This is a genomic window from Corynebacterium confusum (assembly GCF_030408715.1).
Classification (GTDB): Bacteria; Actinomycetota; Actinomycetes; order Mycobacteriales; family Mycobacteriaceae; genus Corynebacterium; species Corynebacterium confusum.
Genome location: NZ_CP047202.1, coordinates 1 through 21,978 on the forward strand (window position 1 = coordinate 1; position 21,978 = coordinate 21,978).

Below are 21,978 nucleotides of genomic sequence, written 5' to 3' on the forward strand. Positions count from 1 at the left end.
GTGTCTGATCCGCAAGCGAACATAAACGCCACCTGGCGAACTGTGGTCGATGATCTCCTGGCTCAATCCGAGCAGCCAGACTCCGACGTACCAACCTTTACCCACTCCCAGCGCCTGTACCTGCAGATCGCCCGGCCCATCATGGTCATGAACGGCTACGCGCTGATCGCCGCGCCCGATGAAACCGGCAAGCGCACCCTCGAGCAGGAACTGGGACACTACATCACCAAGTCCCTCAACCGGCACCTGGCCAGCCCCTGCGCCCTGGCCGTGACGGTCGCCGCCCCCGAGGCCCCCGCCGCGCCGCAGCCCACGCCCGAGCCCGAACCGGAGCCCGAACCGGGCCTGCACCAAGTGGACGTGACCAAGATGCCGGACTTCCCGCACCAGATCACGGATCCGGCCGCCGCCCAGACCGCTACGCAGCCGGCACCGGAGCAGCGCGAATTCAGCGAACAGCCGCACCGCCGCGAGCCGTGGTCCCAGACCCACGCGCCAGCCAGTCTGGACGAACTGGCGGATCACTACCAGCAGCAACAGCCGGACGCCCCCGCCCCGGTGGAGCAACCGCAGCAGACGCCGCACTACGGCAACCGGATGCCGCGCGAGGAGCCGGCGCACGACCCGAACCGCGATCAGTCCCTGAACCCGAAGCACACCTTCGACAGCTTCGTCATCGGCTCGTCCAACCGCTTCGCCAACGGCGCGGCCGTCGCAGTCGCCGAAAACCCGGCCCGCGCTTACAACCCCCTGTTCATCTGGGGCGGCTCCGGCTTGGGCAAGACGCACTTGCTCCACGCCGCCGGCAACTACGCGCAGTACCTGCACAAGGGCCTGCGGGTCAAGTACGTTTCCTCCGAAGAATTCACCAACGACTACATCAACTCCCTGCGCGACGACCGCCAGGAATCCTTCAAGCGGCGCTACCGCAACCTGGACATCCTCATGGTCGACGACATCCAGTTCCTGGAGGGCAAGGAGTCGACGCAGGAGGAATTCTTCCACACCTTCAACGCCTTGCACCAGGCCAACAAGCAGATCATTTTGTCGTCTGACCGCCCGCCCAAGCAGCTGACCACCCTGGAGGACCGCCTGCGCACCCGCTTTGAGGGCGGGCTCATCACGGATATTCAGCCGCCAGACCTGGAAACGCGCATTGCCATCCTGATGAAGAAGGCGGCCGCCGACGGCACCACCGTCGACCGCGCGGTCCTGGAGCACATCGCCTCCCGCTTCGAGTCCTCGATCCGCGAGCTCGAGGGCGCGCTCATCCGCGTCTCGGCCTATTCTTCGCTGGTCAACGAGCCCATCAACGTCGAGATGGCCGAGATCGCCCTGCGGGACCTGGCCCCGGATGCCGCCGATGCCCAGATCACCCCGGCCACCATCATGGACGTGACCGCGGAGTACTTCGACATCGAGGTCTCCACGCTGACCGGCGCCGGCAAGAAGCGCACCGTCGCCCACGCGCGCCAGCTGGCCATGTACTTGTGCCGCGAGCTCACCGAGCTTTCCCTGCCGAAGATCGGCGATCACTTCGGCGGTAAGGACCACACCACCGTCATGTACGCCGATCGCAAGATCCGCAAGGAAATGACGGAAAAGCGCGCGACCTACGACGAGATCCAAACCCTGACCCAGAGGATCAAGGCCCGCGGGCGCAGCTAACCGCGAAAAAGAACACAGAACCCAAGGCCCGCCATCTCCCCGAGGGACGGCGGGCCTTTCTGCGTCTCTAATCCTCCGGCCTAGATTTCCTTGTAGCTCGGTAACGCGGTAACTCGGAGCCCCAGAGTCCGCATCAATTGTGGAATTACACATCCGCAGCCCGCCACGAGCCCTCCTGGTGCCGCCCCATACTGGGCATCGCGCCAGCTCGCAGCTGGAAAAGAAGTTTATCCACAACGTTTATCCACAGTTGTGTAATTACAGACTTGTAATTCATAGATCCGCCTCACAAAAATGAATTACACAGGGCAACCGCCTCCCGGCCTGATCTGTGAGGGGATTTGTGTAATTCCGGTGAACAAACCGCGCGCCCCTGTGATCAAATGACAAGAATCCGAATTTGATCACAGATCGGCCGCTTTGATCACAAAATGATCACAGCCGAACCCACAGCCTGGATCTGCGCCCCGAACTTGTCATTTAGGGCGCTATCCACAGATCCCACAACGGTTACTACTACTGCTACTTTAAATTTCTAGAGATCCAACAAAACTAGGGTGTGTGAAAAAGTCCGGCCCCGGCTCGCCTCACCCACCGAGACGGCTCGGACTAGAATGACAAAATGTCGTTCAACCCGCAGATCGAGCGCGGGTACTGATCGGGTAAGTTGGAAGCACTTACATAATTCGCGAATTTCTAGGAGCTAGACCCACCATGGATGATTCCTCTTCCGTGTCATTCCGCGTGGCCAAGGACGACCTGTCCAGCGCAGTCGCCTGGGTTGCTCGCAACCTGCCGACCAAGGTCACGCAGCCTGTCCTGCGCGCTATGCTCATCACCGCTGACGAGCAGGGACTGGAACTTACCGGCTTTGATTACGAGGTATCCACGCGCGTGCGGATCCCGGCGGAAGTGGAAAACCCCGGCCGAATTGCCGTTGCCGGCAAGCTGATCGCTGAGATTGTGGCTAACCTGCCCAACCAGGCGGTGGATCTGCGCCTGGACGGCAACAAGGTTTTGCTGACCTGTAGCTCCTCCCGCTTCGAGCTGCCGCTGATCCCCCTGGATGACTACCCGCAGCTGCCGACGCTGCCGGAGGTCACCGGCACCATCAACCCGCAGCTCTTCGTGGACGCGATCTTCCAGGTCGCCTCCGCCGCCGGTAAGGATGACACCCTGCCCATGCTCACGGGCGTGCACATGGACATCCAGGGCAAGACCATTCACCTCACGGCCACGGACCGTTTCCGCCTGGCCATGCGCACGGTGGAATGGGAACCGCAGGATGACAGCGTCGAGGCCAAGCTCCTAGTCCCAGCGAAGACCCTCCAGGACAACGCCCGCACGCTGGATACCAGCCTGAACACCCCGGTCGAGATCGCCGTGGGTACCGGCGAGAACATCGGCGGCGACGGCCTGTTCGGCCTGCACGCTGACAGCCGGGAGACCACCACGCGCATGCTGGACGCGGACTTCCCGAACGTCGCCCCGCTGCTGCCGAAGACCCACACCGCGATGGCTTCCATTGAGATTGGTCCGCTGCAGGAAGCCATCCGGCGCGTGTCCCTGCTGACGGAGCGCAACGCGCAGATCCGCATGCAGTTCACCTCCGGCCAGGTGATCCTGTCTGCCGGCGGTTCGGATTCCGGTACCGCAGAGGAAACCCTGCCGTGTGCCTTCTCCGGCGTTTCGGAGCTCATCATCGCGTTCAACCCGAGCTACCTGAAGGATGGCCTGGGCGTGGTGCACACCGACCGCGTGGTCTTCGGCTTCACCGAGCCGTCTCGGCCGGCCATCATGATCCCGGAACCCGAAAACATGCCGGAGGCAGACGCAGACGGTAATTTCCCCACCCCGGAGACCGACTTCACTTACCTGCTTATGCCGGTTCGCCTGCCCGGTTAAACAGAAAGCGGGGTGCGTCTAACGCATGTATATTCGCGATCTGGATCTGCGGGACTACCGTTCTTGGCCCAACCTGCACTTACAGCTCGAGCCGGGGATCACTCTGTTCGTGGGCCGCAACGGTTTCGGCAAGACGAATATCGTCGAGGCGGTGGGTTATACCGCCCACCTGTCTTCGCACCGCGTCAACCACGACGCCCCGCTCATCCGCCAGGGCGCCCAGAATTCGCGCGTCTCCATGACCGCGGTCAACCAGGGCCGGGAGCTCACCACGCACCTTTTGCTCAAGCCCCATGCCGCGAACCAGGCCCAGATCAACCGCACCCGCCTGAACTCGCCCCGCGAGCTGTTGGGCGTGGTCAAGACCGTGCTCTTTTGCCCGGAGGACCTGGCCTTGGTCCGCGGCGAGCCGGCCGAGCGCCGAGCCTACTTGGACACCATCATCGCCTCGCGCACCCCGCGGCTAGCCGGGGTCAAGGCGGATTACGACAAGGTGCTCAAGCAACGCAACGCCTTGCTGAAGTCGGCATCGCCGGCCCTGCGCCGCGGCTACCAGGACGACGAGGGCGTCTCGGCGCTTTCCACATTGGATGTGTGGGACGGGCAGCTGGCGCACTTGGGTGCCCAGGTGATCGCCGCCCGTCTCGAGCTTGTCGATGCCCTCTCCGAGCTCATCCCCGCCGCTTACGCGGGGCTGGCTCCCGAGTCGCGCCCAGCGGAGATTACGTACAAGTCCACGATCGACACCAGCGACCGCGAGGTCTTAGAAGCCGTGCTGCTGGCGGAGCTGGGCAACGCCCGCAACCGGGAGATCGAACGCGGGATTTCCCTGGTTGGGCCACACCGCGACGATCTCGTCCTGAATCTGGGACCGCAGCCGGCCAAGGGCTTCGCCAGCCACGGCGAGACCTGGTCGTACACCATCGCCCTGCGTTTGGCGGAGTTTAACCTGCTGCGCCAGGAGGGAAGCGACCCGGTGCTGATCCTGGACGATGTCTTCGCGGAGTTGGATGCGAAGCGCCGGCAGAAGCTCGTGCACCTAGCCAGCGACGCCGAACAGGTACTCATCACCGCCGCGGTGGACGAGGATCTGCCGGACAACCTCGAGACCAGCCACCGCTACGAGGTCACTGTGCGCGATACCGACGAGGGCCGAATCTCGGAAATCTCCGCGGGAGACGATTCCGCGGACGACCCGGAGGAGCAGTAGTGGCGCGCTGGGTAGAACGTGAAGAATTTGATCCCGACGACCCGGTCAGTGAGTTCTTTCACCGCATTCGCCTGACGGCCAAGAACCCGCCCAAGCTGGCTCGCCGGGCCCGCAAGCTGCGGATGGAACCCGGCCGCGAGGACCTTTCGGTACCCGGCATCGCCGGCAAATTACTGGGAAACGTGGCGGAGCGTCCAAAGCGCGACGCGGATGACGAGACCCAGGAGACCGGCGACGAGCGGGATATTCACTCGATTTCCTCGCTCAAGCGGTATACCGAGATAGACAACTACCAGGGCTACCAGGAGGGCCGTCCCAGCGGCGCCGACGGCCGCCGGGTGGCACGCTCCATCGGCGTCCCCAGCCTCGGCATGGCGCTGGGCCGCGAAATCATCGAGCGCGGGTGGCAGCAGGACCTGGCCCACGGCTGGATCATGGGGCACTGGGCCCTGCTGGTCGGAGAGCGCATCGCCGCGCACACCCGGCCAGAAAAGATTGATGGGCAGACGGTCTATATCCAGACCGATAACTCCAACTGGGCCACGGAGCTGCGCTACCTGCAGCGTCAGATCATCAAGCGAATCGCCGAGACCATCGGCCCCGACGTCGTCACCGAGCTGAAGATCGTAGGCCCCAAGCAACACCGCAACTACCAGGGCCGCATGTGGGTCAAACCTCAAGGCTCCCAAGATACCTACGGCTAATTTAGCCCTTAAAAGGCGGTTTTAAGGCGTGGTAGCTGGCCTTCAGTAGGGGACCACAGTGTAGAATGGTAAAGGTCTTAAAACTAGCTATAGCCAAAAGGAGAACGTAGTTCCGTGGCTGAACAACCAGCATATGATTCCGGGTCAATTACGATCCTGGAGGGCCTCGAGGCAGTTCGCAAACGCCCGGGCATGTACATCGGTTCCACCGGCATACGCGGCCTGCACCACCTGATCTGGGAGGTCGTGGACAACTCGGTCGATGAGGCGATGGCAGGTTACGCCACCAAGGTAACCGTGCGCCTGCTCAAGGACGGCGGGGTAGAGGTCATCGATGATGGCCGCGGTATCCCGGTCTCCATGCACGCTTCCGGCGCGCCCACCGTGCAGGTGGTCATGACCCAGCTGCACGCGGGCGGCAAGTTCGACTCGGATTCCTACGCGGTTTCCGGCGGCCTGCACGGCGTGGGTATCTCCGTGGTCAACGCGCTGTCCACGCGCGTCGAGGCGGAGATCAAGCGCGACGGGAAGCACTGGTACCAGAACTTCGTCAACGCCATCCCGGAGGACCTGGTCGAGGGCGGCAACGCCCGCGGGACCGGCACCACCGTCCGCTTCTGGGCGGATCCGGAAATCTTCGAAACCACCGATTACGACTACGACACGATCGCGCGTCGCCTGCAGGAGATGGCCTTCCTGAACAAGGGCCTGACCATCGAGCTGGTGGACGAGCGCGTGACCCAGGAGCAGCTCGAGCTCGAGGCCATCGCCGAGGCCGAGTCCGGGGAGTCGCAACTGGATGCCGCCTCCTTCGACGACGCCGACATCAACGAGGATCCGGCCGACCCGGAATCCGCTGAGGAGCAGGCGGAGGATAAGCCGAAGAAGAAGCTGCAGAAGAAGGCCACGTTCTACTACCCCGAGGGGCTGGTGGACTACGTGAAGTTCCTCAACAAGACCAAGACTGGGATTCACCCGACCATCGTCAGCTTCGACGCCATCGGTGAGGACCACGAAGTCGAGGTCGCGCTGCAGTGGAACCAGGGCTACAAGGAGTCCGTCCACACCTTCGCGAACACGATTAACACCTACGAAGGCGGTACTCACGAGGAGGGCTTCCGCGCGGCGCTGACCTCCCTGATGAACCGTTACGCCAAGGAGCACAAGCTGCTCAAGGAAAAGGACGGCAACCTCTCCGGCGAAGACTGCCGTGAGGGCCTGGCCGCGGTCATTTCCGTTAAGGTCGGCGACCCGCAGTTCGAGGGCCAGACCAAGACCAAGCTGGGCAACTCCGAGATCAAGGGCTTCGTGCAGCGCGCGGTCAACGAGCATGTCAATGACTGGTTCGACGCCAACCCGGCGGAGGCCAAGGCCATCATCAACAAGGCCGTCTCTTCGGCCCACGCGCGCCAGGCTGCCCGCAAGGCCCGCGAGATGGTCCGCCGCAAGTCTGCCACCGACCTGGGCGGCCTGCCCGGCAAGCTGGCGGATTGCCGTTCCAAGGACCCGAAGATTTCGGAGCTCTACATCGTGGAGGGCGACTCCGCAGGTGGTTCCGCTAAGGCCGGCCGTGACTCCCTCTACCAGGCGATCCTGCCGCTGCGCGGCAAGATCCTGAATGTGGAGAAGGCCCGCATGGACAAGGTGCTCAAAAACGCCGAGGTCCAGGCCATCATCACCGCGCTGGGCACGGGTATCCACGAGGAATTCGATATCTCCAAGCTGCGCTACCACAAGATCGTGCTGATGGCCGACGCCGATGTCGACGGCCAGCACATCGCCACGCTGCTGCTGACCCTGCTGTTCCGCTTCATGCCGCAGCTGGTTGAGGAAGGCCACGTCTACCTGGCTAACCCGCCGCTCTACAAGCTGAAGTGGTCCAAGGGCACCCCGGGTTACGCCTTCTCCGACGACGAGCGCGACGAGCAGCTTCAGGAGGGCCTGAACGCCGGCCGCAAGATCAACAAGGACGACGGCATCCAGCGCTACAAGGGCCTGGGCGAGATGAACGCCAAGGAGCTGTGGGAGACCACCCTGGATCCGACGACCCGCATCCTGCGTCGCGTGGATCTGGAAGACGCCCAGCGCGCCGACGAGCTGTTCTCCATCCTCATGGGCGATGACGTTTCGGCCCGCCGTTCGTTTATCACCCGCCGCGCCAAGGACGTCCGTTTCCTCGACGTCTAAGGAGGCCAACGGCAGTGGGAGTACTACTCCTGCTGCCGTTTTTGCGTTTGCAGGTGCTGGTGGGACTTTTAGGTGACGCGTTTAGTGGTGACGTAACCACAAAAGCACGGCTTTGACGCGGCGGTTGTCGTCCTGGGGGCTAAAGCCCAGTTTCATGAAGACGTTGGCCACGTGTTTGCTGACGGCACCGGCGGTAAGCACGAGGCGCTGTTGGATTTCGCCGTTGCTCAAGCCTCGTGCCATGAGTTCTAGGACCTCTGTCTCCCGCGGGGTGAGGTTGGCTATACCGGAGCGACGCGATTGCAGAAGCGAGGAAATGACCTCGGGATCCACGGCGATTCCACCACCTACTACCTCGCCCAGGGTACGGTTTAGTTCAGCTACGTCCGCGATACGTTCTTTCAGCAGGTATCCGAACCCGCCGTGCTCGAGCAGGGAGTCGAGGTAGCTGGCGGCAACGTACTGGGACAAAACCACCACGGGCAGGTTACCGGCCCCGGTAGCTTCCCATTCACTCCGCAGGTCGTGAGCAGCGCGCAATCCGTCGTCCCTGTGTTCCGGGGGCATGCGAACATCCGTTACCACGATATCCGGTTGGACCAGGCGGACCTGTTGTTTGAGCTGGTCGGCATCGTTAACGGTATGAACCTCGTGCCCGAGCGCTGACAAGAGTTCGCGCAGACCCTCGCGCAACAGGACAGAGTCTTCCGCCAAGACGATGGTTAACGGCTGGGTAGAGGAATCGGTTTTAGTCATCTTTTCGCTCCTGCAGGTTGCGATAGGGTACGGTGAGTTCTAGGCGTGCCCCACCAAGTCGGATATCGGGCAGTAGGGTCAACGTGCCGTGCAGGTCAGCCGCCCGCTCTCGCAGTCCCACTAGCCCGGTGCCGGAGGTGCTCGGGGTGGCCGGCGGGCCTTGACCATCGTCTGCGATGGAGACGAGGACAGAGTCTGCCATCCATTCGACGCGCACCGCCACACGCTGGGCTTTGCCGTGCTTCGTGGCATTGGTCAACGCTTCGGCCACGCAGTGGTAGGCCAGTAGGGCCGAAGTGGCGTCTAGCCCGCGTTCGCGGCCGGAAAAGGAGCGAGTCGTATCCAGGCCGCTATGCACCAGCAACTCGTCGATGGCAGCCTGCAAGCCCTCATCGTAAAGGACTTGGGGCGAGATCCCGCGGACCGTGGCGCGGAGGCTCGCCAGGGCCTCACTCACATTGTGCCGCGCAGAGCGCAGAGCCTTCTCGGGGTCGCGATTAGACTGCAGCGCCAGCTCTAAGGTGGATAGGTTTAACTGCAGCGCAGTCAGGTATTGCTGCGGGCCATCGTGTAGTTCCCGCTCTATGCGTTGGCGTTCGCCATCGAAGGCGTCGATGACGGTCGTGCGCGAGGCGAGGAGAGAGTCCAGTTCCTGCTGGTCCGGGCTGAGTAGGACTGAGGTGGCTTTAACTGCCAAACCGGTGATACCCCAGCTCCCGTAGAGCAGGACGATAAACAAGACTATCCCTAGCGGCCAGCACGCCGCGGCGACCAGGACCGGGTTGTCGGTCGACCAAAATCCCACGTCAAACCTGCTATCGATGGAGCTTAAAAAGATGAACGGCATGGCAAACAACAACGGGATGAGAAGCACCGCGGCAAACCACACGATCAGACTGACTGTGGCCAGCAGAATTTGAATTACCAGATGGATAAGCTGCGGGCCGTTTATCATCCCTTTTCCTGGCCGGGGAGCAATGTCGATCCCCATTCCACCCGCGCACGCCCGCCCCAGCGCGGCTACCGCGCGTCCGACAAGCGGGAGCCAGGGCAGCAACATTAAAGAGCAAAGCATCATCGGTAGCGCAGCCATAGCCAGAACAAAACTAATACCCAGCGCACGCCACGTATACCCGTTAGCTAGGAGTTTCCACGGTGCGGGATGAAATCCGGCGAAGACTGATGATTGCTCCATGATGCTTAGAAAGCTTATTAGGTTTTAGCCGCCAGCACAGTAGAGCTAACTCCCCAACAACTAGGCCACCTAGCGCCCTGTCTAATCCGGCTGCCGCGGAGTGAACTTGTAACCATGCAGAAGACAACGAAGTCCCAGGCGGATGCGTCACCTGGGCTACACGCAAGGACAGTAACCAAGAAATTCGGGTCGCAGATGGTTTTTCAGAACCTCGACCTCGACATTGCCCCGGGTGAGTTCGTGGCCGTGATCGGGCCGTCTGGCTCCGGCAAAACCACGCTGCTCAACCTACTGTCGGGATTGGATACCCCGACCAGTGGCGACATCAATGCCCCGAGCCGCCGGCAACGTGCCTTCATCTTCCAAGATTACAACCTCCTCGAGGCGCTTAACGCACGACACAACGCGGAGTTGACTAGCCGTCTCATCGGCCGGAAGGTGAGTAAGGCGGTCGTCGACCGCACATTCCGGCTGCTGGGTATAGAAAGCCTGAAAGAACGCTTACCGCATCAGCTATCAGGAGGGCAGCAGCAGCGGGTAGCCGTTGCCCGAGCGGTCATCGCGGAAGTCCCCTATATCTTTGCTGATGAGCCCACCGGCGCCCTCGATGATACGAGTGCGTCCGCGGTTTTGGATTGTTTAGGACAAGCTGCCCAGCAGGGCAGCACCGTGGTGATGGTGACTCACTCCGAGGCAGCCGCTGCACGGGCCGACCGGATCATTGATTTGGGGAGGGTGTCAGCATGGGACGCGGAATAGCCTATGTCTTATATAGTGAATTCGTCGCTAGCGCTTGGTCCTGGGTGGCGGTCGCGGTGTCCATGGCGATGGGAGGATTAAGCGCTGCACTAGCCCTGTTGCTCTTGGATGCCGGCGGTGATGAGGCTGGTGCCCTGGGCGGCAGCATCTTGGGGATGGCGGTACTGGTGATTGTGGCAGTGAGCTTCTCGCAGCTTCGGCTGATTATCACCGAGCGGGCATATACCTTTGCGCGTTGGAAGCTTAGCGGGATGCCAGGATGGCTGGTTTTTGTACTGTTAGGCGTGCTCATCATGGCGGTGTGCCTCCTCGGGGCTTTCCTAGGCGCTCAACAGGCCCACTGGTTTGTCGAGCCCGCGCTGGAGCAATTACGTGCCGATGGAATTCCGCTCGGTAACCCTTCCGAAGACTTTCCCGCGAAAGCTATTGCTACGTGGGTCTGCGCTGGTGCGGGCATCGTCGGCGGGTGGTTGCCGCTATGGCGGGTCGCACGGAGAGATCCGGCTCGTGTCCCGCCGTTCCCGGAAACGGAGGCTGGCCCGTGGGCGAAAGCCTGGCGGGTCGGTCGGACGGTTATCGCCTACGGCCTGTTGGCCGCCTTAATCTATCCGGCCGTAGCTAGGAAGATCACTGAGCCGGACGAGGTGATGTCCTGGGGCATGGGCCTGATTATGGCCTTCGTCGTCCTCGGGGGATGGTTGGTACCGTCCCTCGTACAGCTGACCTGCGCGGGACGGCTGGCCGGGCCTTTAGCACAGGTCGCGGCAGCCAACCTGCGGGCCCGGGTGCGCTTTGCAGCCCCGCAGATCGTGCCGTGGGTATTGGTCGGCACGTTGTTTTTCGGCGTTGGTTCGGCGCTCCGGATCGGGGGAGCAGAGCAGGGAGCAAGCTATAGCAGTCCCGGCGTATTTGTCGTCGTCCTAGCTCCAGTGTTGGGGCCCGCGCTCGTGGCTGCCTGCGTCATCCCCTTGCTCTTGCGGCGCCGAGTAAGCCGGGATGCTCGCGGCTTGTTTCTATCCGGAGCGGGCCGCGGCGAGCACTCCATCCTCCAAGTGTGGGAGGCGGCATATCTAACGGCAGCGACGGCTCTTGCCGTCTTGGTGCTGGGCATTATCGTCGTCGCACCCCTCCAGGCCTCCCTGGGTCACGGTTTTTTCCCTTCCAGTTGGTGGGGCCAGCTGTGGTGGACTCCCTTCATCATCGTGATTGGAGCGATGTTCCTGGTGACCGCGGCTATCAGAATTGCGGTTAGCCGCGCGTCTAACCCAGGTTGCGCTGCAGGATCTGTCCCATGTCGGTGACGTAGGGCTCCAGCAGGCCGGCGGCCTTGCCCCGCAAGCTTTGGTAGGCCTTGGTGAGGGTGGCGTTGTTGACCTTCTCGGCGTGTTGGTCGGCCACGGCCAGCAGGCTGTCGATGACTTGCTGGCTGCGCGGGGACAGGAAGACGCCGAAGTCGTCAGAGTTGCTGTCGCTGAACTCCTGCCAGTAGCCCTCCAGCTCGCCCAGCACGTCGGGCAGCAGCCGGTCGATGGCCTGAGCCAGGACGTTGGGGCGAACCTTGGTAGCCGCCTTGAGGGCGGCTTTCAAGGCAAAGCCGCTGATGCCGGTCTGGCTATCGATGATCTTATCCGCCAGCTTTTCCAGGTCGGAGATGGTGGAGTTCCGGCGGGGCTCTTTGAGCAGGGGAGAGAGATTGGTTGCGGTCATAGAAGATCAATCTACCGGTTGCTCCCGAGCGCGCAGGAAGACGCGCGCGTTGAGTTCGGTGACTTTCCCGCGTCCAGATTGTCATCAAAAGGCCCTTCTACGCCCACCTGCTGGAGGCGTCGGCCATGCGCACGCACCCCCACTCAAAAGAACGTTGCTTTTTCATGCAATGGCAAAGTAGGTACGCGCTTTATCGGTGCTACGGTTGGGAACAATCGTGTACCACGGGAAAACATACTATGCGCGGAGCTACTCCCCAGTAGCTAATCTTCCCTGCCGCGTGTAGAACAATGTCTATGAAAATTGTCGTTTGCGTCATTTATGTCCGCTACCCGGATCACACCGAACCCCTTTGCGGGTTTGTCGAGTCCGAAGAGACCGCCCGGAAGATTGACGGCTGGTGGCGTGCACAACCCGGTGACATGATAGGAACCTGGGAAGATTTCGAGGTCGAGGTCGATAGCCGGGACCAGATTCTCTATGGAGTGTTCACAGGCGCACCCACTCCCGAAATCACCGATAGCAGCTTCTGGGACTTTGACCCTATCTGTTACGGGGTTTACACCGACCGAGAAGAAGCTGAGAAGGCAACTAAACCAAAGTCAATCTGGGCAGCAAACAACGGCCCCCAGAAATATGTCCTTCCATTTCGTCTGGGCTGGACATATGACCGGTACTTCCCCGACGGCAAGCCCTGGCCGCCATACCGGCTGTAGCGGAGTTTAATCTACCGGTTGCTCCCGAGCGCGCAGGAAGACGCGCGCGCTGAGTTCGGCGAAATCCTCGTTGCCGGTGTTCAGCGCCGGGAAGGCGCGCAGGCAGGTGCGCAAGGTCCGGGCGGCGGTCAGGTCCGAGGCTTGCACGGCGATGCCGTCGATGTGGGCGTGGGCGGCCGCTGAGGCCGCGGCCAGTGCCGCGAAATTGCTCACGCGAGCCGCCGGGTGCAGACGCTGGTATTCGCGGGCCACGAGCAACAGCTGTTCCGGGCTCATCGGGCGGACCGGATTTCGGATTCCAGCTGGGCGCGGCCGGGCAGCAACGAGCGGGCGAGGTCTTGGATGGCGGCATCGTTAAGCGTGCGGGCGGCCGCCAAAGTCACGGCGCGGATGACGGCCTCGTGTTTGGAGGTGCCCCACGCGGACGCCAGCAGGGTCAGCGCGTGGTCTAGATCGGGGGGTAGTCGCAAGGTCATGGCCATGCCCGAAATGGTATCACCGTGATACCAGATATGATCTTTTCGGGACATTCTGGGCCCGTGAATGCCCGTCTGCGCCTTTGTCCCAGTACAATAGGTGGTTATGAGTGACAACAATAATGAAGATTTCGATCGGATTTTTCCGATTGATATTAACCAGGAGATGGAGTCGAGTTATATCGACTACGCCATGTCCGTCATCGTCGGCCGTGCCCTCCCGGAGGTCCGCGACGGCCTGAAGCCGGTGCACCGCCGCATCCTCTACGCGATGTTCGACTCCGGCTACCGCCCGGAGCGCAGCTACGTGAAGTCCGCCCGCCCGGTCTCTGACACCATGGGCCAGTTCCACCCCCACGGCGACTCCGCCATTTACGACACCCTGGTCCGCCTGGCGCAGTCCTGGAACATGCGCTACCCGCTGGTAGACGGCCAGGGCAACTTCGGTTCCCGCGGTAACGACGGCCCGGCCGCCATGCGTTACACCGAGTGTAAGATGACGCCGCTGGCCATGGAGATGGTCCGCGATATCCGCGAAAACACCGTCGACTTCTCCCCGAACTACGACGGTAAGACCTCGGAGCCGGACGTTTTGCCGTCCCGCGTGCCGAACCTGCTTATGAACGGCTCCGGCGGTATTGCCGTCGGCATGGCTACCAACATCCCGCCGCACAACCTCAACGAGCTGGCCGAGGCCATCTACTGGCTGTTGGACAACCCGAACGCCAGCGAGGAAGAAGCCTTGGCCGCCTGCATGGAACGCGTGAAGGGCCCGGATTTCCCGACCGCCGGCCTGATTGTGGGCGACAACGGCATCAAGGACGCCTACACCACCGGCCGTGGTTCCATCCGCATGCGCGGCGTGACCAGCATCGAGGAGCACGGCTCCCGCCAGACCATCGTCATTACCGAGCTGCCCTACCAGGTCAACCCGGATAACCTCATCTCCAACGTCGCGGAGTCCGTGGCCAACGGCAAGATCGCCGGCATCTCCAAGATTGAGGACGAGTCCTCCGACCGCGTGGGCATGCGCATTGTCGTCACCCTCAAGCGCGACGCCGTGGCTCGCGTGGTTCTCAACAACCTCTACAAGCACTCCCAGCTGCAGACCTCCTTCGGCGCCAACATGCTCTCCATCGTCGACGGCGTGCCGCGCACCCTGCGCCTGGATCAGATGCTGTCCTACTACGTGGCCCACCAGATCGAGGTCATCGTCCGGCGTACCCAGTTCCGCCTAGACGAGGCCGAGAAGCGCGCCCACATCCTGCGCGGCCTGGTCAAGGCCCTCGACATGCTGGACGAGGTCATCGCCCTCATCCGCCGCAGCCCCACCGTGGACGAGGCCCGCGAGGGCCTGAAGTCCCTGCTGGACGTGGACGACGTCCAGGCGGACGCCATCCTGGCCATGCAGCTGCGCCGCCTGGCCGCCCTGGAGCGCCAGAAGATCGTCGACGAATTGGCCGAGATCGAAGAAGTCATCGCCGACCTGAAGGACATCCTGGCCAACGAGGCCCGCCAGCGCCAGATCGTGCACGACGAGCTCGCCGAGATCGTGGAAAAGTACGGCGACGAGCGCCGCACCCAAATCGTTGCCGCGACCGGCGACGTCACGGACGAAGACCTCATCGCCCGCGAAAACGTCGTGGTCACCATCACCGGCACCGGCTACGCCAAGCGCACCAAGGTGGATTCCTACAAGGCCCAGAAGCGCGGCGGCAAGGGCGTGCGCGGTGCGGAGCTGAAGCAGGACGACATCGTCAAGAACTTCTTCATCTGCTCCACCCACGACTGGATCCTGTTCTTCACCAACTTCGGCCGGGTCTACCGCCTCAAGGCCTACGAGCTGCCGGAGGCCGGCCGCGCCGCCCGCGGCCAGCACGTGGCCAACCTGCTGGAGTTCCAGCCGGAGGAAAAGATCGCCCAGATCATCCAGATCCAGTCCTACGAGGATGCTCCTTACCTGGTGCTGGCCACCCAGCAGGGCCGGGTCAAGAAGTCCCGCCTGACCGACTACGAGTCGGCGCGCTCGGCCGGGCTGATCGCCATCAACCTAAACGAGGGCGACGCGCTCATCGGCGCGTCCCTGGTGGGCGAAGGCGACGACATCCTGCTCACCTCGGAACAGGGCCAGGCAATTCGCTTTACCGCCGACGACGACCAGCTGCGCCCGATGGGCCGTGCGACCGCCGGCGTGAAGGGTATGCGCTTCAAGGGCGACGACCAGCTGCTGTCCATGTCCGTCGTCCACGACGGCGAGTTCCTGCTGGTAGCCACCTCCGGCGGCTACGGCAAGCGCACCGCCATTGAGGAATACAGCCCGCAGGGCCGCGGCGGCATGGGCGTGATGACCTTCAAGTACAACCCGAAGCGCGGCAAGCTCATCGCCGCCATCTCGGTGGATGAGGAAGACGAGATCTTCGCCATCACCTCCGCCGGCGGTGTGGTCCGTACCGAAGTCAACCAGATCCGCCCGTCCTCGCGCGCTACTATGGGCGTGCGTTTGGTCAACCTGGCCGACGGCGTGGAGCTACTGGCCATCGACCGCAACGTCGAAGAAAGCGGCGAAGAAGAAGCCAAGGCGGTAGCTAAGGGCGAAAAGACCGTGGAAGACGTACAGGCCGAACAGCTCAAGGCGAACGATTCCGCCAAGGACGAGGAGTAATACATGGCACGACGGGAAGTAACGCTTTCGCGCATCGCACCGGTCTCCGCCTTCAAGGTGGGCATGGCGATGGCCCTGGTCGGGCTCATCGCCTGGTTGCTGGCCGTGACCCTGCTCTACTTCGGCATGGCTGCCGCGGGCATCTGGGACTCGGTCAACGCGCTGGTCGGTGACGTGGGCGGTGATTTTCATGTCACTTTCGGCGTAGTCTTTTCCGCCAGCGCCCTCGTGGGCGCCATTATGGCTATCCTGGTAGCCATTCTCGTTCCGGTGATAACGATGATCTACAACGCCATCGCGGAGCTTTTCGGTGGGTTTACTTGCGACCTCGATGACTAGGTAAACTTTCCGTGAATACCCCCTTTGAACTGGCGATTTGCTAAAGGTTCAAGGGGGTATGTAAAGTTCATAGTCGTTCCACACAGGGGCCTATAGCTCAGTCGGTTAGAGCGCATCGCTGATAACGATGAGGTCGCTGGTTCGATTCCAGCTAGGCCCACCACGGAACATGGGGCATTAGCTCAATTGGTAGAGCACCTGCTTTGCAAGCAGGAGGTCAGGAGTTCGATTCTCCTATGCTCCACAATCACCACAAACGCCAGGCGAAACCGCCTGGTGTTTTTCTTTCCCTGCCCGGTCCCGAGGATCGTACTAGTCGGGTGTTCACCGATTAATGAAAACCTTATGCCGTGCGCGAGCTGGTCATGCGCACTCTCCAGGACGCCGCCAACCACATCGATGAGATGGGCTACGGCGAAGACGTCAAGGTCACCAACATGCGCCTGAAGCCACTTCCCGAATTCGCCTAAAGTCGCAGCTGGGCGCCCCGATTTTTAGGCACCGGCCTCACCGGAGTACGCTTTAAAGACATAACGGGGCTATAGCTCAGTTGGTAGAGCGTCGCGTTCGCAATGCGAAGGTCAGGGGTTCGATTCCCCTTAGCTCCACTACCGTGCAGGACCTGACACCGGAAACGTTGTTTTCCGGGGTCAGGTCCTTATTTTTAGGCTGGCTGCCCATTTTTTGGCGGGCTCAAGTAGGCGGCGCTGAGAAATATATTCGCTTCAGCTTTTAAGCGTTGTGTTTCCCGACTACAATACGGTGCATGAACGAAGAACCGCAGTGGCTCGACGAGGAAGAGCTGGAAGCCTTCATGTCCCTCATGGCCGTTAACATCCGGCTGACTGCTGTCCTCGACGCCCAGCTGCGGGAGGACGCGGGACTGAGCTTCTTCGACTACACGGTGATGTCTCGTCTGTCTGAGGCCTCGGAGCACCGCATGCGCATGCGGGAGCTGGCCATTACGGCAAACGGCTCCCTGTCGCGCCTGAGCCAGGTGGTCACCCGGCTGGAGAAGAAGGGCTGGGTCGAGCGTTTCCCGGATCCCAACGACGGGCGCACCACGTTTGCCAAGCTCACCGACGCCGGCTGGGACAAGGTCGTCGCCAGCGCCCCGGGGCACGCCCGCCAGGCCCGGGCGGTGGTCGCGGACAAGCTCACCCGCTCCCAGATCCGCACCATGACGCAGGTGAACAACCGCATTATTAAGGCCATCGAGGAAGACCCCCGCTTCGGCGGGCGCTTCTAGGCCGGGTAACCGCGCCGGCGGGACACGCTTTTATCCCAGGGGATCCAGAAGCGGAACGGCGCCTGCTGGTTCTTCGAGATGCCGATCCGCGGCCCGGCCACCCATTCGGGCTCGGCCGCGCGGGGCTCCAGCTCGACGGGGGAGGAGTTGTCCGCGAGCGTGAAGTTTAGGGCCTGGCCGAGGTTTCCCGGACCGCGCGCGAGGTTATAGAAGTCCGTCTCGCCGCGGCGGGAATAGGCTAGTTCTTTGCCGGCGACCACCTCGCCGGCGCGCAGCAGGCAACCCTGGCCGGTGCCTTCCGGCGCGCAGACGATATTGCCGTTGCGGTGGATGCCGTAGGAGGCGTAGACGTATAGCCTGCCCGGCGGGCCGAACATGGTCGCGTTCCGCGGGGTCTTGCCGCGAAAGGTGTGCGCGGCGGGGTCCTCGGTGCCCAGGTAGGCCTCGACCTCGGTGAGTCGGATCGCCACGCCGCCGAAGTGAAAGATGCAGCCCAAAAGCTGCGGGGCGACTACGTCGGCGGGGGCGGAAAAATCAATCATGGCCCCAGATTAATAGAGGCTAGTAGACCTCGATCGAGCGGATGTGGTTGCCCAGGCCCTTGCGGGTAAAGACCGTGTGGGCGCTGGTGGGGTCGGTGGCCGCGCCCATCGCCAGCAGCAGCGGGACGTAGTGGTCGGCGGTGGGGTGGGCAATCCGCGCGCCTGGGCCCTGGTGCAGGTAGTCGGTCAGGGCGTCCACGTTGCCGGAGTGGATGTTGGCCGCGGCCCACTCGTCGAAGGCGTCCAGGTGGCCGGAGAGCTCGGGATTGCGGAAGACCGCGAAGGAGTGGGTCATGTAGCCGCTGCCGATGACCAGGATGCCCTCCGTGCGCTGCGGGCGCAGCTTCTCGCCCAGCTCCAGCAGGTCCTGTGGGTTCAGGCTGGGCATGGAGACCTGGACGACGGGCACGTCGCCGGCCGGATACATGGCCATCAGCGGGATAAAGGCGCCGTGGTCCAAGCCGCGATCGGCGAACTGGTGGACCGGCTGGTAACCCAGCAGGCCCGCGACGCGCTGGGCGAGCTCGCCGGCGTCCGGGGTGGGGTAGCGCAGGGTGAAGTACTCCGGGTCGAAGCCGGAGAAGTCGTAGAACAGCGGGGCATCGGCTGCCGTGGCGTTGATGGCCACCGGCGCGTTCTCCCAGTGCGCGGAGACCACCACGATGGCCCGCGGCTTCGGCAGGGAGCGCGACCAGTCGTAGAGGTCGTTCATCCAGCCGTGGTTGCCCAGCGCCGGCGGGGCGCCGTGGCTAATGAACAGGGCTGGCAGGGGGCCGTCGGCCGGCTCCCACCGGCGGTGCAGGTGGGTCTCGGGGAGGGCGCGTTCGCGCAGATCGTAGATGGCGCCGGCCGGGCGGACGGGGTTGAATTCTTCGGCGAGGGTGGGCATGGGGACTCTCCTGTACTTAAAGCGTAAAGTAAGGCTAGCCCACGAATACTTAATCTGTAAAGCGTTTGACGAGAACCAGGTGGCCGTTGCGCTCGCTCTCGTGCTCAAAGCCCAGGTACTGGTAGAGCCGGTGGGCGCGGGGGTTGTTCGGATCCACCGACAGGGAGATGCCGGGAGTGCCCAGTTTGCGGGCCAGCTCGGTGGCGGCTTGGATGAGCGAGGTGCCAATTCCTTGGCCCTTGTAGCGGCCCTCCACCGCGAGCGCGAGCTCTGGGATGCCCTCCTCGGCGTGGCCGAAGCCGTGGCTTTCCTCCGTGCCCCACATCAGCCACACGCCGCCGGCTGGGACGTAGGCGTCCCAGGCGATGAATCCGCCCTCGTTCGGGTTCCACGCCGCTACGTAGTACTCGTAATCCTTATCGAAATGCTCAGAGATCTCGCCGAATTCGTCCCCGAAAGTGTCGGTCAAGAAATTCAGGCGCGCGATGTAGGTGCGATCCGATTCCTGGGTCGCTCGCAGCTCGATCTGCAGCTGGTCAGGGTTCTGGTTCAGCTTGTCATCCTGTGTCTGAGAGTCCATGCGCGCCATTGTGGGCCACGCTAGGCCAGGTGGTAGTTGGCCACCTCGTGGCCAGCGAATTCGCGGGCCACCCCGGACTCGTCCACGGAGCGGAACACGGTGTCGTTCTCAATCGCAAAGCGTAGGTTTTCCACCCGGTTAGACGGATCCCCGACTATCGGCCCCGCGGAAAAATAAAAAGTCTCCCCGTTAGTAAGTTTTACCGTCAAAGATTCAATACTCATCTAGCTGAAGCTCCTTGCTCCCGACCGATCGAAGTGCACAACGTTGTTCTCCATAAATTACTGTCCGGGGCGCTATAGAATCTAATTAGAAGGTCCGAATGAGATCTATGTAATAAAAAGCCACCCCCGAAAGTAAGTACAACCGTGTACTTCACTTCGCGGGGGTGGCGGAAGCTACGGGGGTGAAAGGACTAGTCCTCGTCCTCGCGCAGGCGGTGCTTGCCCTCGTTATCCGAGTCGTCGGTCAGGCGGGCGGTGTCCTCCTCCGGGCGCTCAGCGGTCTCCGCCTGGTGGTTGGCCAGCTGGGCGTCCAGGGAGCCGAGCAGCTCCTCGTCGCGGTCCACCACGCCTTCTTCCACCTGGGTGGACACCGGCTTCTCCGTGGTCGAGGTGTAGACCAAGGTGGAGCCGGCGGTCTGCTCGTTGCCGCCGAATTCCTCGACGCGCGGCGGCTGCTCCGACGGGGTGTCGTTGCGGCGCAGCCAGTAGTACACGCCGCCGCCGATAGCGGCCACCGCGGCCACGACCGCCGCGATCGGCCAGAACGCGGAGCGGTTCTGCTTCTTCTGCTTCTTTGTCGCCTGCTTGCGGGCCTTCTTGGCGGCCTTGGTGGCGGACTTGCGGGAGTCCTGGGCGCGGCGTTCCAGCTGGATGGCCTTCTTCTGGGACTTCTTGCGGGCTTCGGTGGCGGACTTGCGCAGGTTGGCCGTGGCGTTTTCGGTCTTGTCCTTTGCCTTGTCCTGGGCTTCGTTCGCCTGGGACTTGATGTCTTCGAGGGCGCGCTCCAGACGGGAGTGGGCGGCCTGGGTCACGCGGCCGGCCTCCTTGCGGGACCCGGGGAACCAGTCCTGGGTGTGGTTGTCCACCTTGTCCGCGGCCTCCTCTAAAGCGTCGTAAGTCTGGCGGGCCTTTTCGTCCCGGAACTCAGCGAACTGGTTCCACAGGGACGAACCGACTCGGTAGGCCATGTTCAAGCTGCCAAGATTCATGGTTTCTCCTAAGTAAAGGTTTATTAATCGTTCCTAGTCCAGCGTAGTGAACTTTTGGGCGGGGCGGCAATAGGAGGGGCCGAGAACACAGCCGGGTATAGACCGCTTGGTTCATTTTGGGTCGCGTTTTATTCACCCGAAAATCGGAGATCGCTACAGCTACTGCGGTTTTAAAGGTATTACGTTTGGAAAACTCTGGTGTCAAAAATGAACAGCTTGGTACATTTCTCGCTAAGCGCAAGCCCACTACCAGCAGAGGAGGTCACCGTGGTCCCCCGGATGTCCGCTTCCGCGCCACTAGACCAAAACGAGCTGAATGTCTACCCGGCGCCGGTGCCACAGCGCACCGCCCTGTCCTTCGAAGTCATCCCGCCGCGCCACGACGCGGATGCCGCCAAGGTCAACGGCCTGCTCGAAGCCTTGAGCTCCTACCACCCCGACTACATCGCGGTCACCAGTTCCCAGCGCTCCGGCTGGCTGCGCGGCACCGCCGCCTTCATCGAGCGCATCGCCCAGCGCACCCAGATGCGCCCGCTCGCGCACCTGGCCTGCACCGCCGGCACCCGCGCGGAGCTCATCGGCTGGATAGACACGCTCGTCGATGCCGGCGTGCGCGGGCTGCTGGCCCTGCGCGGCGACCTCGCCCCGGGGCAGACTTCCCTGCCGGAGGGCTACCTGCCGCACGCCGACGACTTGGTGCGGCTAGTCCGCGAGTGGGAGCAGTCCCAGGCCGCCCGCTTCGCCGCCGGGCGCCTGGCCGTGGGCGTGGCCTGCTACCCGCAGGGGCACGCCGAATCTCGCAACGCCGACGAGGACATCGACGTCTTGTTGACCAAGCAGCGCTGCGGCGCCGACTTCGCCATCACCCAGCTCTTCTTCGACGCCGCGGACTACCACCGCTTCGCCGAGCGCGCCCACCTGGCCGGGGTGAACATCCCGCTGATCCCGGGCATCATGCCCATGACCAGCGCTAAGCGCCTGGCGCGCATGGGCGAGCTCACCGGCCTGCCCGTTCCGGCGCCGGTAGTTAACCGCCTAGCCCAGGCGCGGGACCCGGCCGAGGAGCACGAGATCGGCCTGGACCTGACCGCCCAGCTGGCCCGCGAGGTTTTGGCCGGGGGCGCGGGCGGGTTGCACGTTTATACCCACAACAACGCCGCCGTGACCCAGGACCTGCTGGACCGGGTGGGCATCGCCGCCGCCTAAACCGCAATCAGAACG

22 protein-coding genes and 3 tRNA genes are annotated in these 21,978 nt (G+C 62.8%); 15 read left to right on the plus strand and 10 right to left on the minus strand.

The window, feature by feature from the left end; all coding sequences use genetic code 11:
* The 5 genes from dnaA to gyrB all read left to right on the plus strand — a co-directional run bounded on the left by dnaA (nucleotide 1) and on the right by gyrB (nucleotide 7,674).
* Nucleotides 1–1,668 carry a chromosomal replication initiator protein DnaA gene (gene dnaA / locus CCONF_RS00005; RefSeq protein WP_290223887.1) on the plus strand — a complete coding sequence of 556 codons (1,668 nt, stop codon included), beginning with the start codon at nucleotides 1–3 and terminating at the stop codon, nucleotides 1,666–1,668.
* A 714-nt stretch (nucleotides 1,669–2,382) separates the two neighbouring features.
* Nucleotides 2,383–3,573, plus strand: coding sequence for a DNA polymerase III subunit beta (gene dnaN / locus CCONF_RS00010; RefSeq protein ID WP_290223890.1), 1,191 nt, complete (start codon nucleotides 2,383–2,385; stop codon nucleotides 3,571–3,573).
* Nucleotides 3,574–3,598: 25 nt separating this feature from the next.
* Nucleotides 3,599–4,783: a DNA replication/repair protein RecF gene (recF, locus tag CCONF_RS00015; RefSeq protein ID WP_290223894.1), complete on the plus strand. Its 1,185-nt coding sequence runs from the start codon at nucleotides 3,599–3,601 to the stop codon at nucleotides 4,781–4,783.
* On the plus strand, nucleotides 4,783–5,487 hold the full coding sequence (locus CCONF_RS00020; RefSeq protein WP_290223896.1) for a DciA family protein: 705 nt from the start codon (nucleotides 4,783–4,785) through the stop codon (nucleotides 5,485–5,487). Before recF ends, CCONF_RS00020 begins: the two co-directional genes overlap by 1 nt.
* 114 nt (nucleotides 5,488–5,601) lie before the next feature.
* Complete coding sequence (gene gyrB, locus CCONF_RS00025; RefSeq protein WP_290223898.1) at nucleotides 5,602–7,674, plus strand: DNA topoisomerase (ATP-hydrolyzing) subunit B; 2,073 nt, start codon at nucleotides 5,602–5,604, stop codon at nucleotides 7,672–7,674.
* A gap of 81 nt (nucleotides 7,675–7,755) precedes the next feature.
* On the opposite strand, the gene CCONF_RS00030 is transcribed toward gyrB, so the two are convergent.
* Nucleotides 7,756–8,430, minus strand: a complete 675-nt coding sequence (locus CCONF_RS00030; RefSeq protein WP_290223900.1) for a response regulator transcription factor — start codon at nucleotides 8,428–8,430, stop codon at nucleotides 7,756–7,758.
* Complete coding sequence (locus tag CCONF_RS00035) at nucleotides 8,423–9,235, minus strand: sensor histidine kinase (RefSeq protein ID WP_290223902.1); 813 nt, start codon at nucleotides 9,233–9,235, stop codon at nucleotides 8,423–8,425. Before CCONF_RS00035 ends, CCONF_RS00030 begins: the two co-directional genes overlap by 8 nt.
* Before the next feature lie 504 nt (nucleotides 9,236–9,739).
* Here CCONF_RS00035 and CCONF_RS00040 point away from each other — a divergent pair.
* The gene (locus CCONF_RS00040; protein ID WP_290223905.1) at nucleotides 9,740–10,384 is read left to right on the plus strand and encodes an ABC transporter ATP-binding protein; all 645 of its coding nucleotides are present in this window, start codon (nucleotides 9,740–9,742) and stop codon (nucleotides 10,382–10,384) included.
* Nucleotides 10,369–11,685 carry an FtsX-like permease family protein gene (locus CCONF_RS00045; RefSeq protein WP_290223906.1) on the plus strand — a complete coding sequence of 439 codons (1,317 nt, stop codon included), beginning with the start codon at nucleotides 10,369–10,371 and terminating at the stop codon, nucleotides 11,683–11,685. Before CCONF_RS00040 ends, CCONF_RS00045 begins: the two co-directional genes overlap by 16 nt.
* Here the strand turns inward: CCONF_RS00045 and CCONF_RS00050 are convergent.
* Nucleotides 11,645–12,091 carry a DUF6918 family protein gene (locus tag CCONF_RS00050; RefSeq protein WP_290223908.1) on the minus strand — a complete coding sequence of 149 codons (447 nt, stop codon included), beginning with the start codon at nucleotides 12,089–12,091 and terminating at the stop codon, nucleotides 11,645–11,647. The genes CCONF_RS00045 and CCONF_RS00050 overlap by 41 nt on opposite strands.
* Before the next feature lie 296 nt (nucleotides 12,092–12,387).
* Here CCONF_RS00050 and CCONF_RS00055 point away from each other — a divergent pair, with 296 nt between their 5' ends.
* A complete protein-coding gene (locus CCONF_RS00055; protein ID WP_246819185.1) occupies nucleotides 12,388–12,807 on the plus strand; it encodes a hypothetical protein in 420 nt (139 codons plus the stop codon).
* Nucleotides 12,808–12,813: 6 nt separating this feature from the next.
* Here CCONF_RS00055 and CCONF_RS00060 read toward each other — a convergent pair whose 3' ends face one another.
* Nucleotides 12,814–13,083 carry a cell filamentation protein Fic gene (locus tag CCONF_RS00060; protein WP_290223914.1) on the minus strand — a complete coding sequence of 90 codons (270 nt, stop codon included), beginning with the start codon at nucleotides 13,081–13,083 and terminating at the stop codon, nucleotides 12,814–12,816.
* On the minus strand, nucleotides 13,080–13,289 hold the full coding sequence (locus tag CCONF_RS00065; RefSeq protein WP_290223915.1) for a CopG family transcriptional regulator: 210 nt from the start codon (nucleotides 13,287–13,289) through the stop codon (nucleotides 13,080–13,082). The genes CCONF_RS00060 and CCONF_RS00065 overlap by 4 nt, the downstream gene beginning before the upstream one ends.
* Before the next feature lie 100 nt (nucleotides 13,290–13,389).
* Between CCONF_RS00065 and gyrA the strand changes: the two genes are divergently transcribed.
* The 6 genes from gyrA (at nucleotide 13,390) to CCONF_RS00095 (ending at nucleotide 17,533) form a co-directional block, all read left to right on the plus strand.
* Nucleotides 13,390–15,945: a DNA gyrase subunit A gene (gyrA, locus tag CCONF_RS00070; protein WP_290223918.1), complete on the plus strand. Its 2,556-nt coding sequence runs from the start codon at nucleotides 13,390–13,392 to the stop codon at nucleotides 15,943–15,945.
* A gap of 3 nt (nucleotides 15,946–15,948) precedes the next feature.
* Nucleotides 15,949–16,284 carry a DUF3566 domain-containing protein gene (locus CCONF_RS00075; protein WP_290223920.1) on the plus strand — a complete coding sequence of 112 codons (336 nt, stop codon included), beginning with the start codon at nucleotides 15,949–15,951 and terminating at the stop codon, nucleotides 16,282–16,284.
* Nucleotides 16,285–16,370: 86 nt separating this feature from the next.
* A tRNA-Ile gene (locus tag CCONF_RS00080) sits at nucleotides 16,371–16,447 on the plus strand.
* 8 nt (nucleotides 16,448–16,455) lie between these two features.
* Nucleotides 16,456–16,528 (plus strand) — tRNA-Ala (locus CCONF_RS00085).
* A 291-nt stretch (nucleotides 16,529–16,819) separates the two neighbouring features.
* Nucleotides 16,820–16,892: transfer RNA gene (locus CCONF_RS00090), tRNA-Ala, on the plus strand.
* Nucleotides 16,893–17,050: 158 nt separating this feature from the next.
* Entirely contained in the window at nucleotides 17,051–17,533 is a 483-nt protein-coding gene (locus CCONF_RS00095) for a MarR family winged helix-turn-helix transcriptional regulator (RefSeq protein WP_290223922.1), read from the plus strand.
* Here CCONF_RS00095 and CCONF_RS00100 read toward each other — a convergent pair.
* The 5 genes from CCONF_RS00100 to CCONF_RS00120 form a co-directional block, all read right to left on the minus strand.
* Complete coding sequence (locus CCONF_RS00100; protein WP_290223924.1) at nucleotides 17,530–18,075, minus strand: DNA-3-methyladenine glycosylase; 546 nt, start codon at nucleotides 18,073–18,075, stop codon at nucleotides 17,530–17,532. The two genes, CCONF_RS00095 and CCONF_RS00100, sit on opposite strands and share 4 nt — an antisense overlap.
* A 19-nt stretch (nucleotides 18,076–18,094) precedes the next feature.
* Entirely contained in the window at nucleotides 18,095–18,964 is an 870-nt protein-coding gene (locus CCONF_RS00105) for a DODA-type extradiol aromatic ring-opening family dioxygenase (RefSeq protein ID WP_290223927.1), read from the minus strand.
* 49 nt (nucleotides 18,965–19,013) lie between these two features.
* Entirely contained in the window at nucleotides 19,014–19,544 is a 531-nt protein-coding gene (locus CCONF_RS00110) for a GNAT family N-acetyltransferase (protein ID WP_290223929.1), read from the minus strand.
* 20 nt (nucleotides 19,545–19,564) lie between these two features.
* On the minus strand, nucleotides 19,565–19,768 hold the full coding sequence (locus CCONF_RS00115) for a hypothetical protein (protein WP_290223932.1): 204 nt from the start codon (nucleotides 19,766–19,768) through the stop codon (nucleotides 19,565–19,567).
* A gap of 191 nt (nucleotides 19,769–19,959) precedes the next feature.
* Nucleotides 19,960–20,757 (minus strand): hypothetical protein, encoded by a 798-nt coding sequence (locus CCONF_RS00120; RefSeq protein WP_290223934.1) that lies wholly within the window; start codon nucleotides 20,755–20,757, stop codon nucleotides 19,960–19,962.
* Nucleotides 20,758–21,024: 267 nt separating this feature from the next.
* Here CCONF_RS00120 and CCONF_RS00125 point away from each other — a divergent pair, with 267 nt between their 5' ends.
* Complete coding sequence (locus CCONF_RS00125) at nucleotides 21,025–21,963, plus strand: methylenetetrahydrofolate reductase (protein WP_290223936.1); 939 nt, start codon at nucleotides 21,025–21,027, stop codon at nucleotides 21,961–21,963.
* Nucleotides 21,964–21,978 lie beyond the last annotated feature (15 nt).

Bases quoted from the DNA above. Each gene is read 5' to 3' on its own strand.
- CCONF_RS00075 (WP_290223920.1), top strand. From the start codon at position 15,949: ATGGCACGACGGGAAGTAACGCTTTCGCGCATCGCACCGGTCTCCGCC.
- CCONF_RS00030 (WP_290223900.1), bottom strand. From the start codon at position 8,430: ATGACTAAAACCGATTCCTCTACCCAGCCGTTAACCATCGTCTTGGCG.
- dnaN (WP_290223890.1), top strand. From the start codon at position 2,383: ATGGATGATTCCTCTTCCGTGTCATTCCGCGTGGCCAAGGACGACCTG.
- recF (WP_290223894.1), top strand. From the start codon at position 3,599: ATGTATATTCGCGATCTGGATCTGCGGGACTACCGTTCTTGGCCCAAC.
- CCONF_RS00055 (WP_246819185.1), top strand. From the start codon at position 12,388: ATGAAAATTGTCGTTTGCGTCATTTATGTCCGCTACCCGGATCACACC.
- gyrA (WP_290223918.1), top strand. From the start codon at position 13,390: ATGAGTGACAACAATAATGAAGATTTCGATCGGATTTTTCCGATTGAT.
- CCONF_RS00095 (WP_290223922.1), top strand. From the start codon at position 17,051: ATGAACGAAGAACCGCAGTGGCTCGACGAGGAAGAGCTGGAAGCCTTC.
- CCONF_RS00110 (WP_290223929.1), bottom strand. From the start codon at position 19,544: ATGGACTCTCAGACACAGGATGACAAGCTGAACCAGAACCCTGACCAG.
- CCONF_RS00105 (WP_290223927.1), bottom strand. From the start codon at position 18,964: ATGCCCACCCTCGCCGAAGAATTCAACCCCGTCCGCCCGGCCGGCGCC.
- CCONF_RS00040 (WP_290223905.1), top strand. From the start codon at position 9,740: ATGCAGAAGACAACGAAGTCCCAGGCGGATGCGTCACCTGGGCTACAC.
- CCONF_RS00060 (WP_290223914.1), bottom strand. From the start codon at position 13,083: ATGAGCCCGGAACAGCTGTTGCTCGTGGCCCGCGAATACCAGCGTCTG.
- CCONF_RS00120 (WP_290223934.1), bottom strand. From the start codon at position 20,757: ATGAATCTTGGCAGCTTGAACATGGCCTACCGAGTCGGTTCGTCCCTG.
- CCONF_RS00065 (WP_290223915.1), bottom strand. From the start codon at position 13,289: ATGGCCATGACCTTGCGACTACCCCCCGATCTAGACCACGCGCTGACC.
- CCONF_RS00045 (WP_290223906.1), top strand. From the start codon at position 10,369: ATGGGACGCGGAATAGCCTATGTCTTATATAGTGAATTCGTCGCTAGC.
- CCONF_RS00100 (WP_290223924.1), bottom strand. From the start codon at position 18,075: ATGATTGATTTTTCCGCCCCCGCCGACGTAGTCGCCCCGCAGCTTTTG.
- CCONF_RS00050 (WP_290223908.1), bottom strand. From the start codon at position 12,091: ATGACCGCAACCAATCTCTCTCCCCTGCTCAAAGAGCCCCGCCGGAAC.
- CCONF_RS00115 (WP_290223932.1), bottom strand. From the start codon at position 19,768: ATGAGTATTGAATCTTTGACGGTAAAACTTACTAACGGGGAGACTTTT.